Annotated in this window: 18 protein-coding genes and 1 tRNA gene; 6 read left to right on the forward strand and 13 right to left on the reverse strand. The window is 65.2% G+C overall.

Going from position 1 to position 14,138, the window contains the following annotated elements:
• Positions 1-216 precede the first annotated feature (216 nt).
• The 8 genes from ACXJKC_RS09395 to ACXJKC_RS09430 form a co-directional block, all read right to left on the reverse strand.
• Positions 217-290, reverse strand: a tRNA-Pro gene (locus tag ACXJKC_RS09395).
• Positions 291-352: 62 nt separating this feature from the next.
• Positions 353-1,312: a hypothetical protein gene (locus ACXJKC_RS09400; protein WP_456696438.1), complete on the reverse strand. Its 960-nt coding sequence runs from the start codon at positions 1,310-1,312 to the stop codon at positions 353-355.
• On the reverse strand, positions 1,309-2,172 hold the full coding sequence (locus tag ACXJKC_RS09405; protein WP_456696439.1) for a hypothetical protein: 864 nt from the start codon (positions 2,170-2,172) through the stop codon (positions 1,309-1,311). The genes ACXJKC_RS09400 and ACXJKC_RS09405 overlap by 4 nt, the downstream gene beginning before the upstream one ends.
• Positions 2,173-2,277: 105 nt before the next feature.
• The gene (locus ACXJKC_RS09410) at positions 2,278-3,192 is read right to left on the reverse strand and encodes a tetratricopeptide repeat protein (RefSeq protein ID WP_456696440.1); all 915 of its coding nucleotides are present in this window, start codon (positions 3,190-3,192) and stop codon (positions 2,278-2,280) included.
• Positions 3,193-3,225: 33 nt separating this feature from the next.
• Positions 3,226-3,774 carry a PH domain-containing protein gene (locus ACXJKC_RS09415; RefSeq protein ID WP_456696441.1) on the reverse strand — a complete coding sequence of 183 codons (549 nt, stop codon included), beginning with the start codon at positions 3,772-3,774 and terminating at the stop codon, positions 3,226-3,228.
• A 7-nt stretch (positions 3,775-3,781) separates the two neighbouring features.
• The gene (locus ACXJKC_RS09420) at positions 3,782-3,940 is read right to left on the reverse strand and encodes a hypothetical protein (RefSeq protein WP_456696442.1); all 159 of its coding nucleotides are present in this window, start codon (positions 3,938-3,940) and stop codon (positions 3,782-3,784) included.
• 49 nt (positions 3,941-3,989) lie between these two features.
• Positions 3,990-4,952: a methylmalonyl Co-A mutase-associated GTPase MeaB gene (meaB, locus tag ACXJKC_RS09425; RefSeq protein WP_456696443.1), complete on the reverse strand. Its 963-nt coding sequence runs from the start codon at positions 4,950-4,952 to the stop codon at positions 3,990-3,992.
• A gap of 8 nt (positions 4,953-4,960) precedes the next feature.
• Positions 4,961-6,151, reverse strand: a complete 1,191-nt coding sequence (locus ACXJKC_RS09430; RefSeq protein WP_456696444.1) for an acetyl-CoA C-acetyltransferase — start codon at positions 6,149-6,151, stop codon at positions 4,961-4,963.
• 117 nt (positions 6,152-6,268) lie between these two features.
• On the opposite strand from ACXJKC_RS09430, the gene mce reads away from it, so the two are divergent.
• The 3 genes from mce to ACXJKC_RS09445 all read left to right on the forward strand — a co-directional run bounded on the left by mce (position 6,269) and on the right by ACXJKC_RS09445 (position 9,362).
• Positions 6,269-6,718: a methylmalonyl-CoA epimerase gene (gene mce / locus ACXJKC_RS09435; RefSeq protein ID WP_456696445.1), complete on the forward strand. Its 450-nt coding sequence runs from the start codon at positions 6,269-6,271 to the stop codon at positions 6,716-6,718.
• 84 nt (positions 6,719-6,802) lie between these two features.
• Positions 6,803-8,140 (forward strand): crotonyl-CoA carboxylase/reductase, encoded by a 1,338-nt coding sequence (gene ccrA / locus ACXJKC_RS09440; protein WP_456696446.1) that lies wholly within the window; start codon positions 6,803-6,805, stop codon positions 8,138-8,140.
• Positions 8,141-8,207: 67 nt separating this feature from the next.
• Complete coding sequence (locus ACXJKC_RS09445) at positions 8,208-9,362, forward strand: DivIVA domain-containing protein (protein ID WP_456696447.1); 1,155 nt, start codon at positions 8,208-8,210, stop codon at positions 9,360-9,362.
• On the opposite strand, the gene ACXJKC_RS09450 is transcribed toward ACXJKC_RS09445, so the two are convergent.
• Genes ACXJKC_RS09450 through ACXJKC_RS09460 form a run of 3 tightly spaced genes read right to left on the reverse strand, consistent with a single transcriptional unit; the run spans position 9,363 to position 11,665 of the window.
• Positions 9,363-10,157, reverse strand: a complete 795-nt coding sequence (locus ACXJKC_RS09450; protein ID WP_456696448.1) for an alpha/beta hydrolase — start codon at positions 10,155-10,157, stop codon at positions 9,363-9,365.
• Positions 10,158-10,174: 17 nt separating this feature from the next.
• Positions 10,175-10,441 carry a hypothetical protein gene (locus tag ACXJKC_RS09455; protein ID WP_456696449.1) on the reverse strand — a complete coding sequence of 89 codons (267 nt, stop codon included), beginning with the start codon at positions 10,439-10,441 and terminating at the stop codon, positions 10,175-10,177.
• Positions 10,442-10,471: 30 nt separating this feature from the next.
• On the reverse strand, positions 10,472-11,665 hold the full coding sequence (locus ACXJKC_RS09460) for a 3-hydroxyacyl-CoA dehydrogenase NAD-binding domain-containing protein (RefSeq protein WP_456696450.1): 1,194 nt from the start codon (positions 11,663-11,665) through the stop codon (positions 10,472-10,474).
• Positions 11,666-11,735: 70 nt separating this feature from the next.
• Here ACXJKC_RS09460 and ACXJKC_RS09465 point away from each other — a divergent pair, with 70 nt between their 5' ends.
• Both ACXJKC_RS09465 and nucS read left to right on the forward strand, forming a co-directional pair.
• Positions 11,736-12,137, forward strand: coding sequence for a hypothetical protein (locus tag ACXJKC_RS09465; RefSeq protein WP_456696451.1), 402 nt, complete (start codon positions 11,736-11,738; stop codon positions 12,135-12,137).
• Positions 12,104-12,811, forward strand: a complete 708-nt coding sequence (nucS, locus tag ACXJKC_RS09470; RefSeq protein WP_456696650.1) for an endonuclease NucS — start codon at positions 12,104-12,106, stop codon at positions 12,809-12,811. The genes ACXJKC_RS09465 and nucS overlap by 34 nt, the downstream gene beginning before the upstream one ends.
• A gap of 76 nt (positions 12,812-12,887) precedes the next feature.
• Here the strand turns inward: nucS and ACXJKC_RS09475 are convergent, their stop codons facing one another.
• Together ACXJKC_RS09475 and ACXJKC_RS09480 are read right to left on the reverse strand one after the other, a co-directional pair.
• The gene (locus ACXJKC_RS09475) at positions 12,888-13,289 is read right to left on the reverse strand and encodes an SSI family serine proteinase inhibitor (RefSeq protein ID WP_456696452.1); all 402 of its coding nucleotides are present in this window, start codon (positions 13,287-13,289) and stop codon (positions 12,888-12,890) included.
• Positions 13,282-13,806, reverse strand: a complete 525-nt coding sequence (locus ACXJKC_RS09480; protein WP_456696453.1) for a ferritin — start codon at positions 13,804-13,806, stop codon at positions 13,282-13,284. Before ACXJKC_RS09480 ends, ACXJKC_RS09475 begins: the two co-directional genes overlap by 8 nt.
• 79 nt (positions 13,807-13,885) lie before the next feature.
• Between ACXJKC_RS09480 and ACXJKC_RS09485 the strand changes: the two genes are divergently transcribed.
• Positions 13,886-14,071, forward strand: a complete 186-nt coding sequence (locus ACXJKC_RS09485) for a hypothetical protein (protein WP_456696454.1) — start codon at positions 13,886-13,888, stop codon at positions 14,069-14,071.
• Positions 14,072-14,138: the final 67 nt, after the last annotated feature.

Raw genomic sequence — 14,138 nt, forward strand, 5'->3', positions numbered from 1 at the left:
GCCGTCAAAGCGTCCCTCCAGTCTCTCATGAAGCCGAATTGTCCGAGAATGCACCACCACGTGCAAGGCATCTCACGGCGCTCAGAGCCGGTAGGCACCCGATCGAAGTCGTCGATGATGCCCGACGGGTCCAGCGAGAGGACTCGGCTCGCGACACAAGAACTCCCGGCCCGCTCAGGCGGGTCCGGGAGATTCATGTGTCCTGAGATCACACAGTCGGGATGACAGGATTCGAACCTGCGACCTCACCGCCCCAAACGGCGCGCGCTACCAAGCTGCGCTACATCCCGTAGCCGGGTCAGTCTAGAGGACGTCACGCTCGGCCCCGACGATAGGGGGACAGCACGACACCTCAGCGTCCGAGGCCCTCGGAATCCGCGCTGACGACACCGCCGTACTGGCCCAGGGCCCGCGGCTTGCCATCTCCTCCGGGCAGGTAGAGAAGGATCTGGTGGTAGTAGTTGAGCCTGCCCGTCCCGGCGATCCCGGATTCCAGGAATGCCTTCTGCGGCGAGCCGTCCGGCCAGGTGATCGACAGCCCGTCCTCGACGTCATAGGTGTCGGTCCGCAGCAGCGTCACGAACGCCAACGCACCGCCGTCCGACGTCCGCAGCGCGTACTTCACGTCATCCGCGGCCCAGGACTGCGAGAACTTGACCCCTGGCAGACCGGCATTCGTCGCTGCGGCCTGCCGCATCTGCTTGATGAACGAGTCATTCTCGATCTTCTTGGCGCCGGACGCCTCGGGATCGGCGAGGACCGCCGCATACGCCGCGGCGGCGTCCTTGATCGACATCGAAACGCCGACATCGTCGCTCGGACTGACTTTGACCGGCGCGCCGCCTTTGGTACGGACTCCGGGCAGTGTGGTCTCGAGCAATGTCTCAGGACTCGCGACCAGGAACCAGGGATCCGCAGCCGAGGCACGCTGAAACACCTGGACCCGTTTGACATCGCGGACGTCGTCGCGCACGACGGCGTAGAACCAGATGGGGTACTTGGTGAACCGAGGCGTCAGGACGTCGAGGACGTCGGCGGTCGACACATCGCCCGGCTGGGATGTGGCCAGGCGCTGCGAAACCTCGAAGGAGCCGGTGTCGATCGCCAGGACCGGACCACTTTCGACCGTCGACAAGGGTTTCGCGTCGAGCAGCTCGGCGGCGGCATTGCGCACCTCGGTGTAGCGCTTGAATATCTCGGTGACGTCCGCCGGACGAGCCGCGGTCTTACGCACAACCTGATCGCCGCGCTCATGCGGCACCGCGCAGGCGGCAAGCGCTGCGACACAGACCAGGACCGCCAGGCGTCTCATCTGCGATCCTCCTCTTCGTCGACAATCTCGAAATCGGCGAGTTCGGCTTCGCTGACCTCATGTTCCACACCATCGTCATCGACGAAAACGTAGACCACTTGTTCGTCGCGGTCCGCCGGCTCGGTCTCCACGACCTCGTCGACCACATCCATGTCTGCGGCCTCTTCGGCCGAGATCTCGTGTTCCACACCGTCCTCGTCGAGATAGACGTAGACCACGAGCTCATCGTCGGCCGGGTCCTCGTCGTCCCAGTCGTCGTCATTCCACAACCGGCCACGACGGACCAACACGCCGACCCAGGCCAGTCCGAGTCCGAGCAGCAACAGCGCGCCCCCCTTGGCGAACCCACCTGCGACGCCATAGGCGACGGTCACTTTCAGTCCGGACAGATTCGACGAACCGACCGACAGGACGGCCAGTGAGACCGTCTCGTCGGGCAGATCGGCGCTGATGCTCGTGCCGCCCAGCCCTGCCGAACTCGCGATCCACCAATCCAACGCGGTCGGGGCGCCCGGCAGGCTGGGCGTGCCATCGATGCTGCGTGTCTTGAGCTTCCACGGGCGTTGGAACTTCGTGATCTCCAGCCGCTGGCTCTTGGCGACGTAGTTCTCGACGTCGACAGAGTTGGCCATACCGACGAAGATCGGCTTGCGCGCCGGGACCTCGGCCAGCACATCGACGCGGACATTGGCCCAGCTGATGACCTTGGGCGCTGTGACCACCGCGACCGCATCGGTCTCGATCGGGTGCGTGCCGGCCAGGAATCGGCTGTCGGGTCCGAGAACGGCCATGATGGCCGCTCCGAGCAGAGCCACGACCACGCCCACAATGGACGCGCCCCAGCCCGCCTTCGCCCGCATCGACACGCTCCGTCCGACACCCACCCGTGGGGCGCCGCCATGACCTTACCCGTCAGCGCACCCCGCAAGCGTCAAGCTGACGCCGTTTCGTGCCCGCGTTCAGGCTCAGAACAATGCGCTGGCCAGTGCACGGCGAGCAGCCATGACCGAGGGATCGGCGATCCCGACCACCGTGAACAGCTCGAGGAGCCGCTCACGCACGAGATCGCGTTCATCGCCGGTGGTGCGCTTGACGACATCGATCAGGCGAGCGAAGGCATCGTCGACCTGACCTCCGCTGACGTCGAGATCGGCGACAAGCAACTGCGCTGCGATGTCGTCGGGATGGTCGGCGGCGGCTTTGCGTGCTGCCTGGAGGTCGACGTTCTGAGTGCGCGACAGCCACTTGACCCGAGCGAGCCGCTCGGCGACTTCGACATCTGCGGGGTACTGGACGCGCAGCTTCTCGTACTCGGCCACGGCGGTCTCGAAGTCGCTGGCCATGAACGCTTCTTCGGCCGGCGCGAAGCGCGGATCCTCCGGCTCGGGAGCCTCATCGGCACCGGCGGGCGCTGCGCCGACTGATGGCGCCCGACCCGTCAGACCGTTCTCGGCTGCGATCTTGACCAGCTCGTCGAAGAATCTGCGGATCTCGATCTCGTCGACCGTGCCCTGGAACAAGGGCACCGGCTGCCCCTTCACGAGGCCGGCGACATACGGGACGCCTTGGATATTGAGCGCCTGGGCGATCTGCGGGTTGGCATCGACGTCGACGCGCGCGAGCAGGATCTGTCCGTCGTACGAATCGACGACTGCGGCAAGTGTTTCGTTGAACGAGCCGGCCTGCGGCGAACGGGGGGACCACAGTCCCAGCACGACGACGTACGACATCGAGCCTTCCAGCGCGACGGTCTGGAATGTCGCCTCGTCGATGTCGACGATGTACGAGCCCGCTCCCCCACCGGAGGCAGGCGTGGCCGGGCGCGAGGCGGGTTGCTTCAGCGCGGACAGATCAATGGCACCGGGGCGCGAGAAGTTCATGCCTGCCATTGTATGAAGGCTTGGGAAACTCGGTCAGTTGCCGTCCATCAGACGTTGTTCCACGGTCCTGCCACGCAGGCCTGAACGCTGGATGACACGTTGGATCGTCAGATCTCGGGCGTCGGGGTCGCCGATGAAACGGATATTTCGCAGTCCTTGGGCCTGAGCTGCGGATTCGAAGATGAAATGCCCGTAACCGAGCATGCGACCCAGCAGCGGCTTCTCGACTGTGATGTCGAGGATGCGGGTTATCGGCATCGTGGCGATACGAACCGAGAAGACCCCCGACATGCGGAAGACCCTCATATTGGTGATGACGAAGATATCGCGGTGCTCACGCGCCGTGAGGTACAGCGCATGTCCCAGCACCGCGAAGCCGGCGAGGATGAAGAACCAGCCGAGGCTGATCGGGCCGACGACACTGAGAACCCAGAGCAGAACCGCCCCGAGAGCTTCGGCGATGGGTCGCCAGAACACGATCCGGTGATGCCGGACGAGGTCGATGACAATCTCGCCCTCGTCATCGAGAAGGTGGCGGTCGACGTCCTGCTCCGGAAGGCGATCGAGCAACGCTCGGATCACGACAGACCTACCCGACGAGCTCGTTGAAGAAGACTCGGATCTGGTCGAAGGCGTCGATGATGCCGTCGAAAGCATCGCTCACGACGTCGGCAGCGCTCTTCGGCGTGTTCAACAAGTAGTAAATGATGAACCCGATGACGAGCAGGGTGATGACCTTCTTCAGCACGCAGTCATTCTGCACACAAAACGCCGCCGAACCGACGCAGGCGCGCCGGTCATAGGCTCTCGACCAGCATGTCGGCCGCTGCGAACGGATCTGTTCGGCCCGCCAGGACCTGATCGGCGAGGGTGTCGAGCCGGACATCTGCTGAAAGGTGCGCGAACCTCGACTGCACTTCAGCGAGCGCGAGACCCTCGATCTCACGACGGATCCGCGCGAGACGTCTCCGGACCAGCTCGCCCGACTCGTCGAGATGCGCCTTGTGGGCGACGATCTCGTCGACGACTTCGGCGACGCCGTCGCCGGTCGTCGCCGTGGTCAGCAGAATCGGCGGCTTCCAGGCTCCGTCGGCCCGATCCGTCATGGCGATGACCGACCGCAGTTCGCGTCTTGTGGTGGCGGCACCGTCGCGGTCGGCCTTGTTGACCACGAAGATGTCACCGATCTCGAGGATCCCGGCTTTGGCAGCTTGGATGCCGTCACCCATGCCGGGCGCCAACAACACCAGTGTCGTGTCGACCAGCCCGGCCACCTCGACCTCGGACTGGCCGACGCCGACCGTTTCGACCAGGATCACATCGCATCCCGCGGCATCGAGCACGCGCAATGCCTGGGGGGCCGTCGCCGACAGTCCCCCCAGGTGTCCCCGACTGGCCATCGACCGGATGAAGACGCCATCATCGAGCGCGTGGTCCTGCATGCGGATCCGGTCGCCCAGCAGAGCCCCGCCGGAGAACGGGGACGACGGATCGACCGCGAGCACACCAACCCGTCTGCCCTGTTGCCGCAATGCGGCCACAAGTGCCGATGTCGAAGTCGATTTACCGACGCCGGGAGAACCCGTCAGGCCGACGATATGGGCCCGGCCCACGAGCGGCGTCAAGGCCGCGCTGACTTCGCGCAGCACCGGTGAGCGATCTTCGACCAATGAGATCAGCCGCGCCACGGCCCGAGGTTCTGCGGCCTGGGCTCGTTCTACGAGCTCGGCCACGGGCGTGGCGCGACTGTCTCGACTCACGCGTTCTGCTACTTCTTGGGCACGCGGATGATCAGCGCATCGCCCTGACCTCCGCCGCCGCACAAGGCCGCCGCGCCGACGCCGCCGCCACGGCGACCCAGCTCGAGAGCCAGGTGCAGCACGATACGGGCGCCCGAGGCACCGATGGGGTGACCCAGCGCGATCGCGCCACCGTTGACGTTGACGATGTCCTCGGAGATTCCGAGCTCAGCCGCGCTGGCGATGCCGACAGCGGCGAATGCCTCGTTGAGCTCGACCAGGTCGAGGTCCGCGGCGGTGATGCCTTCCTTGTCCAGTGCCTTCTTGATCGCATTGGCAGGCTGGCTCTGCAGGCTCGAGTCGGGACCCGCCACGACACCGGCAGCGCCGATCTCGGCGATCCACGAGAGGCCCAGCTCTTCGGCCTTGGCCTTGCTCATGACGACGACCGCGGCCGCACCGTCAGAGATCTGGCTGGCCGAACCGGCCGTGATCGTGCCGTCCTTGACGAAGGCCGGACGCAGCTTGCCCAATGACTCGGTCGTCGTGTCGCCACGGACGCCCTCATCGGCCGAGACGACAACCGGATCGCCCCGGCGGGACGGGATCTCGACCGGAACGATCTCATCGTCGAACAGGCCGTTCTTGGCAGCGGCCGCGGCCAGTTGGTGGGAACGGGCGCTGAACGCGTCCTGCTCTTCGCGGGTGAAGTTCTGCACGTCCTTGTTGATCTGCTCGGTCAGGCCGCCCATCGCCTGATCCGTGATCGCATCCCACAGACCGTCGTACGCCATGTGGTCGACGAGCTTGGTGTCGCCGTACTTGGTGCCCTCGCGCGAGCCGGCCAGGAAATGCGGCGCCTGGGTCATCGACTCCTGGCCGCCGGCGACGACGATGTCGTACTCACCGGCGCGGATCAGCTGATCGGCCAGAGCGATCGCGTTGATGCCAGACAGGCACACCTTGTTGATCGTCAAGGCAGGGACGCCGAGCGGGATGCCGCCCTTGAATGCCGCTTGGCGCGCCGGGATCTGTCCCGCGCCGGCCTGCAGCACCTGACCCATGATGACGTAGTCGACCTGTTCGCCGGAGATGCCGGCCTTCTCCAGGGCCCCCTTGATGGCCAGACCGCCGAGGTCTGAACCCGACAGGGTTTTCAGACCGCCGAGAAGACGGCCGATCGGGGTGCGTGCGCCAGCAACAATGACGGACTCGGTCATGAGATGTGCTCCTTCGAAGACGGTTTCTTCACTTTACTCACAGGTAATGGGTCGTTAACCCGCGTGTGCCCGGGATCACGTCGGTACCCCTCTCAAGTGTGCTTTACCCTCGACAGCATGACGACCCCACTGGTCCCCGACCATCTGCTCCTGACGATCGACCACGTCGGCATCGCGGTGCCCGACCTCGATGACGCGCTGGACTTCTACGCCAAGACCTTCGGCTTGCACTCGGTGCACGAAGAGGTCAACGAGGAGCAGGGCGTCCGCGAGGCGATGCTGGCGGTCGGCGACTCCGACACCCGCATCCAGCTGCTCGCACCGCTGAGCGAAGAGTCGACGATCGCCAAGTTCATCGCCCGCAACGGCCAGGGCATCCAGCAGCTCGCGTACCGCGTCGCCGACATCGAAGCTGTCTCGGCGATCCTGCGCGAACGCGGCGTCCGGCTGCTGTACGACGCTCCCAAGCGCGGAACGTCGGACTCACGGGTCAACTTCGTACACCCCAAGGACGCCGGCGGCGTGTTGGTCGAATTGGTCGAACCGGCCAAGCAATCTGCACACTGAGTTCTGGATCACATCGCTGACGGGTGTTGCCCGATGGTTAACGCTCGGTAACATCGCCGGGATATCTACCTGGAGGTACCACCCGTGCAGCAGATCCTTGATGCCATCCTCGCCGGCGACACCGCCCCCGAGGATTTCGCGTCCATCGCCCTACCCGACTCCTACAAGGGCATCACCGTCCACAAGGACGAAGTCGACATGTTCGAGGGAATGGCCAGCAGGGACAAGGATCCTCGCAAGAGCCTGCACCTCGACGATGTACCGATTCCCGAGCTCGCGCCAGGCGAGGCACTCGTTGCCGTCATGGCCAGCGCGATCAACTACAACACCGTCTGGACCTCGATCTTCGAGCCTGTCTCGACGTTCAGCTTCCTGGAGCGCTACGGCCGACTCAGCGAATACACCAAGCGCCATGATCTGCCGTACCACGTCGTCGGCTCGGATCTGTCCGGCGTCGTGCTGCGCGTCGGTCCTGGCGTCAACAAATGGGCACCCGGCCGTGAGGTCGTCGCCCATTGCCTGTCGGTCGAGCTCGAGAGCCCCGACGGTCACAACGACACGATGATGGACCCCGAGCAGCGCATCTGGGGCTTCGAGACCAACTTCGGCGGGCTCGCGCAGTTGGCGATCGTCAAGGCCAATCAGCTCATGCCGAAGCCGGCCCACCTGACCTGGGAAGAGGCCGCCAGCCCCGGCCTGGTCAACTCCACGGCGTACCGCCAGCTCGTCTCGACCAACGGCGCCAACATGAAGCAGGGCGACACGGTCCTGATCTGGGGCGCCTCGGGTGGTCTCGGCTCTTACGCGACGCAGTTCGCGCTCAACGGCGGTGCGACGCCGGTGTGCGTCGTGTCGTCCCCCGAGAAGGCCGAGATCGTCCGCAAGATGGGCGCTGAGCTCGTCATCGACCGTTCGGCCGAGAACTACAAGTTCTGGAAGGACGAGAACACCCAGGATCCCAAGGAGTGGCAGCGCTTCGGCAAGAAGATCCGTGAGCTGACCGGCGGCGACGATCCCGACATCGTCTTCGAGCACCCGGGACGCGAGACCTTCGGCGCCAGCGTCTACGTCGCACGCAAGGGCGGCACGATCGTGACCTGTGCGTCGACATCGGGCTACATGCACCAGTACGACAACCGGTACTTGTGGATGAACCTCAAGAACATCAAGAGCTCGCACTTCGCGAACTACCGCGAATCGTGGGAGGCCAACAAGCTGATCGACAAGGGCCTCATCCACCCGACGGTCTCGAAGGTCTACACCCTGGAGAACACCGGTCAGGCAGCGCTCGATGTGCACCACAACCTGCACCAGGGCAAGGTCGGCGTCCTGTGCCTCGCACCCGAGGAAGGCCTCGGCGTCCGCGACGAGGACAAGCGGGCCAAGCACATCGACAAGATCAACCGCTTCCGCGGGATCTGAGAGCTGTCGAAAAGTTCACCCACCGAGCCCGGGCACGACCTCTCAAGGTTCGTCACGAGGGATCTGCATGTCCGACCAGCCCGGTTTGTCCATCTTCGATGCTGCCTCGCCGGCGGCCGACGCGTCCTTTCCGCTGGCTCGCCGCGGCGGCTACGACAGCGATGCCGTCGATGCCTGGGTCCGCACCCAGACGGCCGAGATCCACCGGCTCGCCGAGGGCCTGCACGCCGCCCAGGATGAGAACGAGAGTCTCCGCGAGAGCGTCGAGAAGCTCAAGGAACGGGTCGAGTCGGTCGAGACGCCGAACTACACCGGGCTGGGCAATCACGCCGCCCAGCTCCTAGGACTGGCCGAGCAGGAAGCCGAAGACGTTCGCAGCCGGGCGACCCGCGAGGCCGATGAGCTCGTCAAGAACGCCGAGGAAGAGGCCGCGATGGTGCGCGCCACGGCCCAGCACGACGCCGAACAGCTGCGCGGGCAGGCCGTGGCCGAGCTGGAGGAGAAGCGCAAGCAGCTCCTCGAGGACGCCGAAGCCATGCACGCCGATGCCGAGGCGCAGACCGAAGATCTGCGTGCGCAGGCCGAGCGCGAGGTCGCCCAGCTCAAGCTCGCCGCCGAGCAGGACGCCCAGAACATGCGTCTAGGCGCGACCCGCGAAGTCGAGCAGGCCCGCGCGGCGGCCGACCGCGAGGTCACCGAGGCGCGCCGGGTCCTGGCAGTGGAGAAGGAACGCCTCGCCCGCGAGGCTTCGGAGAATCACGCGTCGGCCACCGAGCAGACGGCCAAGCTGGTCAAGGATGCCGAGACCCGCGCCAAGGCGGCCGATGAGCGGGCCCGCGACATCATGGCCCAGGCCGTCAAGGCACGCGATGCCGCCACCGCGGAGGCGACCCGCCTGCTCGACAATGCCAAGGCAGAGGCCCAGCAGCTCGTCTCCGGCGCGAACGCCGAAGCACAGAAGATCCGGGTCACCGCGACAACCGACGTCGAACGCCAGACCCGAGTCCTGCGCGCCGAGGTCGAAGAGCTTCAGCGTCGACGTGACGGCATCATGGCCCAGATGGGTCAGCTGCGCGATATCGTCTCGTCATTCGCTCCCAACGCCGCCGAGGTGGATGCGGCATCGGAGGCAGAGGATGCCGCGAATGAAGCCGACGAGTCGGCCGATGCCGAGGAGACCGACGCGGACGCAGAAGGCTCAGAGGACAAGCCTGCCAGCTGATCAGCCGGCAGGCTGGACCGGAACGTCCGCGAATGCCGCGACCGTCTGGTTGCGGTACGCGGACGGATCGGCCCGTTCCATCGGACCGTCCCAGGTAGTCGGCAACGGCACGGGGACCTGCGGCGCGAGCTTGTGCGTGATCTCATCGAGCACCCGCTCGGAGTCGCCGACCCACAGATGTTTGGCTCCGTCGACGGCGATGATCTCGGCCTGCGGGATCGGCGCGAAGCGTTGGCGTGCCTCGTCCGGCTTGAGGTAGTCATCGTGTTCGGGCACCAGCGCTGTAACCGGAACCCCTGAATCCGCCCAGGCCTGCAAGTGCTCAGGCTTGGAGAACCGCAGCGGGGGCGACAGCAGGACGACGCCCTGCACGGAGGGCTCCAGCCCGTACATCAGCGCGAGATCGGTGCCGAACGACCAGCCGACGAGCCAGATATTGGGAAGTTCAGCGAACTCGGCGTACTCCACTGCCGCCGCGACGTCGAAGCGCTCCCCCACAGCGTTCTCGAACGTCCCGTCGCTCGTGCCCTGGACGCTTGTCGTGCCGCGCGTGTTGAACCGCAGCACCGCTATCCCGGCGAGTTCGGGCAGCCGGTAGGCCGCCTTGCGGAAGATGTGGCTGTCCATCATCCCGCCGTGGGTCGGCAGTGGATGCAGACAGATCATCGTGGCGACCGGATCTCGATCTGCGGGCAGCGCCAGCTCGCCGACGAGGGTCAGGCCGTCAGCCGTCTCCAGCGTGATCGGCTCGCGTCTGGCGGGCAGTATCGAGTTGCCGCCGATTTTTGGGCTCATGAAAGTCTTCCGTCCGTTCAGTGGCGCCTGGACCAGCACGGTGTGTGCCAGTGCCTGCGCTCGTCTATCGCCGCATCGCTGAGCAGCGCCTTCTCGACGGGCCACACCACGAGATGCGGAAGGCCACGCCTGATGAGCTGCGAGCATCCCGGGCAACGGTAGTCCTTGGTCGCCGCCCCTTGGGTCGGCCGCACCATCCAGTCGCCGTCGACCTTGCGGTCCTGCTGCTCGGGAGCAGTACGCAAGGGCGGGTTCGACGGTCGGGGGACGCGTCGACGAGGCATGTGCCCAGTCTACGTATCAGTCAGTGACGCTCAGTACGTGTGGAAGCCGGCACCCGTCTTGCGACCGAGTTTGCCCTCGGCGACAACCCGCTCGAGGCTCGGAGCCGGCGCCCAGCCCGCATGGCCGAATGCGCTGACCAGCGACTGCTGGATCGCCAGCGAGACGTCGTTGCCGACGACATCGAGGAGCTCGAACGGCCCCATCGGCAGTTTGGTCGCCTTGAGCGCTTCGTCGATCTCGGTCAGCGATCCGCCTTCTGCCTCGTGCAGCTTGATCGCGTCGTTGAGGTACGGAAACAGCAGAGCGTTGACGATGAAGCCGGCGCGGTCACTGCAGGAGACGGGGTGCTTGCCGGTCGCCAGGCACAGTGCCCGCACGGTCTCGTCGACCTCGGCGGATGTCTCGTCGGCCGTGACGACCTCGACGAGCTTCATGATCGCGGCGGGGTTGAAGAAGTGCATGCCGATGACGTCCTGAGGACGCTTGGTCGCGGCGGCGCAGGCGTTGATCGACAGCGATGACGTCGTCGTCGCCAGGATCGCGCCCGGCTTGGCGATGCGATCGAGGTCCCTGAACAGCTGAAGCTTGATCTCAAGGTCTTCGGCGATCGCCTCGACGATGATGTCGGCGTCGGCCAGAGCCTCCCGTTCGGTGGAACCGGTCAGACGGTCGAGCACGTCGGACTTGCCGTTCTCGTCGAGTTTGCCGCGCGCGACGGCCTTGTCGAGGCTTTTGGTGATCGCTGCGATGACGCCGGCGATCTTGTCTTCGCCGCGGCCGACGAATGTCACGTCATATCCCGCCTTCGCGAAGACTTCGACGATGCCCGACGCCATGGTTCCGGTGCCGACGACTCCGACCCGGCGGATGTCGTGGCGCAGCTGGGGAGCACCTGCTGCCTCACCCGCGGCGGTGGACGCGAAGCTCGTTCCTTCAGCGGCCTGCTTGACGAGCACCGAGACGGGCTGGTGGACCGGATCACCCGTCTCCGCGTACAACTTGTCGAGTCCGGTGACGACGGTCTGCGCGCCGAGAGCGTCGATCAGCGCAAGCGGTCCGATAGGGTAGCCACATCCAAATCGCATCGACGCATCCACGTCATCGCTGGTCGCGTAACCGCTCTCGAACATCGTGGCAGCGTGGTTGAGGTACGGCAGAATCAACGTTCTTGCGATCTCGGCGCTTCGGTCGTCAGCAACGAGACGGTCGACAATGTCCTGCATGGCTACTCCTCAGTAATAATGCGGTCGTGAAACAGTAACGTTTATGAGTGTTAACCAAAAGGGAGTCTGAATGAAGCTTCGTGTGACGGTAGCCACAGCCGCGATCCTCGCCGCGATGACCGCATTGTCCGCATGCGGCTCCGACGACGCGCCCGCACCGGTGACCTCGCCAGAGACCTCGGCCACGACACCGCCCATCACGTCACAAGCGCCTTCGGTCGACCCCAATACGGAAGGCGCTATCGCGCTCCGCGGCGACTGGGAGATCCCGGCCGAGGACTACGTGCTCCACCTGATCGAGGACGGCACGTTCATCGAAGACTTCAATGGCGTGAAGGACTTCCTCACCGGCAAGTACAGCGTCAAGGGCGACGCTCTCACCCTCGTAGGCGATGACGGCAACACGCTCGAAGGCAAGGTCGTGGGCGACAAGCTCGAATTGCCGCTCGGCACAGCCACCCGCATCAAGTGAGGCTCGTCATCGCCCGCTGCCAGGTCGACTACGCCGGTCGCCTCGCAGCGCACCTCCCACTCGCCACCCGGCTGATCATGGTCAAGAACGACGGGTCAGTGCTGATCCACTCCGACGGCGGCTCCTACAAGCCGCTCAACTGGATGAGCCCGCCCTGCACGCTGCGTGAGGGAACTGCTGACGACGGCGTCGTCGAGTGGACCGTCACGGCCGGCAAGACCGACGACACGCTGCGCATCCGCATCGAGGAAGTGCTGCACGACTCGGCGCATGAGCTAGGCATCGACCCCGGCCTGCAGAAGGACGGTGTCGAGAAACATCTGCAAGAGCTCCTGGCCGAGCACACGTCGGCGCTCGGCGAAGGCATGAGTCTGGTGCGGCGCGAGTTCATGACCGCCATCGGACCGGTCGATCTGCTCTGCAAGGACGGCGCCAACGCCTCGGTCGCGGTCGAGATCAAGCGCCGCGGCGATATCGACGGCGTCGAGCAGCTGACCCGCTACCTCGAACTCATGAACCGCGATCCGGCTCTGCGGCCCGTCCGAGGCATCTTCGCCGCACAGGAGATCAAACCGCAGGCCCGAGTCCTGGCGACCGACCGCGGGATCGAGTGCGTCGTCGTCAACTACGACGAGCTGCGCGGCATCGACGACCCGAGCCTCCGCCTGTTCTAACTGAAGCATCGGCCCGAGCGCAGCCCGGCTCGTGCGAGGCACGAGCACGGGAGCGGCGAGGGACGAGCCGCGCGCCTCAGAGCAGCGGGACGTTGAAGAACGTCGTGCCGAGCTTCTCCCACCGGTCGATCTCACAGCCGTTCGTACGGTCGAACGTCGCATCGATCTTCTTGCCGTCGTAGGTGCCCTTGACCTTTGCGGTCTGCGGGCCGCCGTAGAGCTCGGTGCACATCGTGTCGGCCGGCACGGGTTCGAATACCTCGACCCCGGCGTCGTCCAGCACGTCACAGGCCTGCTCGGGCTGCGGGTGATCCCCGCCGACCGGATCGCACGACAACTCGTACGTCGTGGGATCGGCACCCTTGTCGAGAGTCACAACGATCGAGAGTTTGTCGTCCTGCGACGAGCCGCTGTCCGACGAGCCGCCGCACGCTGCGAGAACCGCGAGCGTAGCGACGGCCAGGAGCCGCCTAGCCACCGGCGATGGGCGGAGCAGTCGGATCGGAACCGGCTGACTTCTCTTCGCGTGCGACCCAGTCCTCGATGCGCTCGTAGTCGTGCTTGGAGCGGGTCACCACGGCCAGCAGGTCGCTCATCTTGGAAACCTCCTCGACCTGTTCCTTGATGAACCACTGCATGAACTGGTCAGAGGCGTAGTCGTGGTTCTCGCGGGCGATGCGGGTCAGATCGTTGATCTGCTCGGTCACCCGCTTCTCCTGCTCGAGCGCGGCCGCGACGGGTGCGACGACGTCGGCGAAATCGAAGCGCGGTGCCGCGATGGCCGGAATGACCGGGGTGTGATCGGCATCGAGGAGGTACTGGACCATCATCATCGCGTGATCGCGCTCTTCCTGAGCCTGCTGGTAGAACAGGGCGGCCATCTGCGGCATGGTCAGCGCGTCGTAGTAGGTCGCAATCGCGATGTACTGCTGATGGGCTTCGAATTCGTGGCCGATCTGCTCATTGAGCCGTTCGGCGAATGCTGGTGCAGCCATAATTCCCATTCTCCCCTTTTATCAGATTTTATGAGTTATCAGTAAGGCGAGGCTCACCTCACCCTGATACTCTGGGCCTGTGCCCCCCAAGCCCAAGAAGAAGTGCTGCAGCGATAAACCTGCCTGCAAGCGCTGCCCTTTGCGCATGATGCGCGAAGGCACACTTCCGGAGGGCTACACCGTCAAGAAGCGAAAGCTCGTCAAGGTCTCCAAGGGCGACAAGCACAAGTCCAAGGAAAAGACCAAGACGAAGATCGCTGCCTGAGCGGATACGTCGACACTAGGACACCTCGTGGCCCCCGCGCCACGAAGGAATGGCTGCCCTCAATCCG

The sequence above is a fragment of the Aeromicrobium sp. P5_D10 genome, from assembly GCF_054049535.1.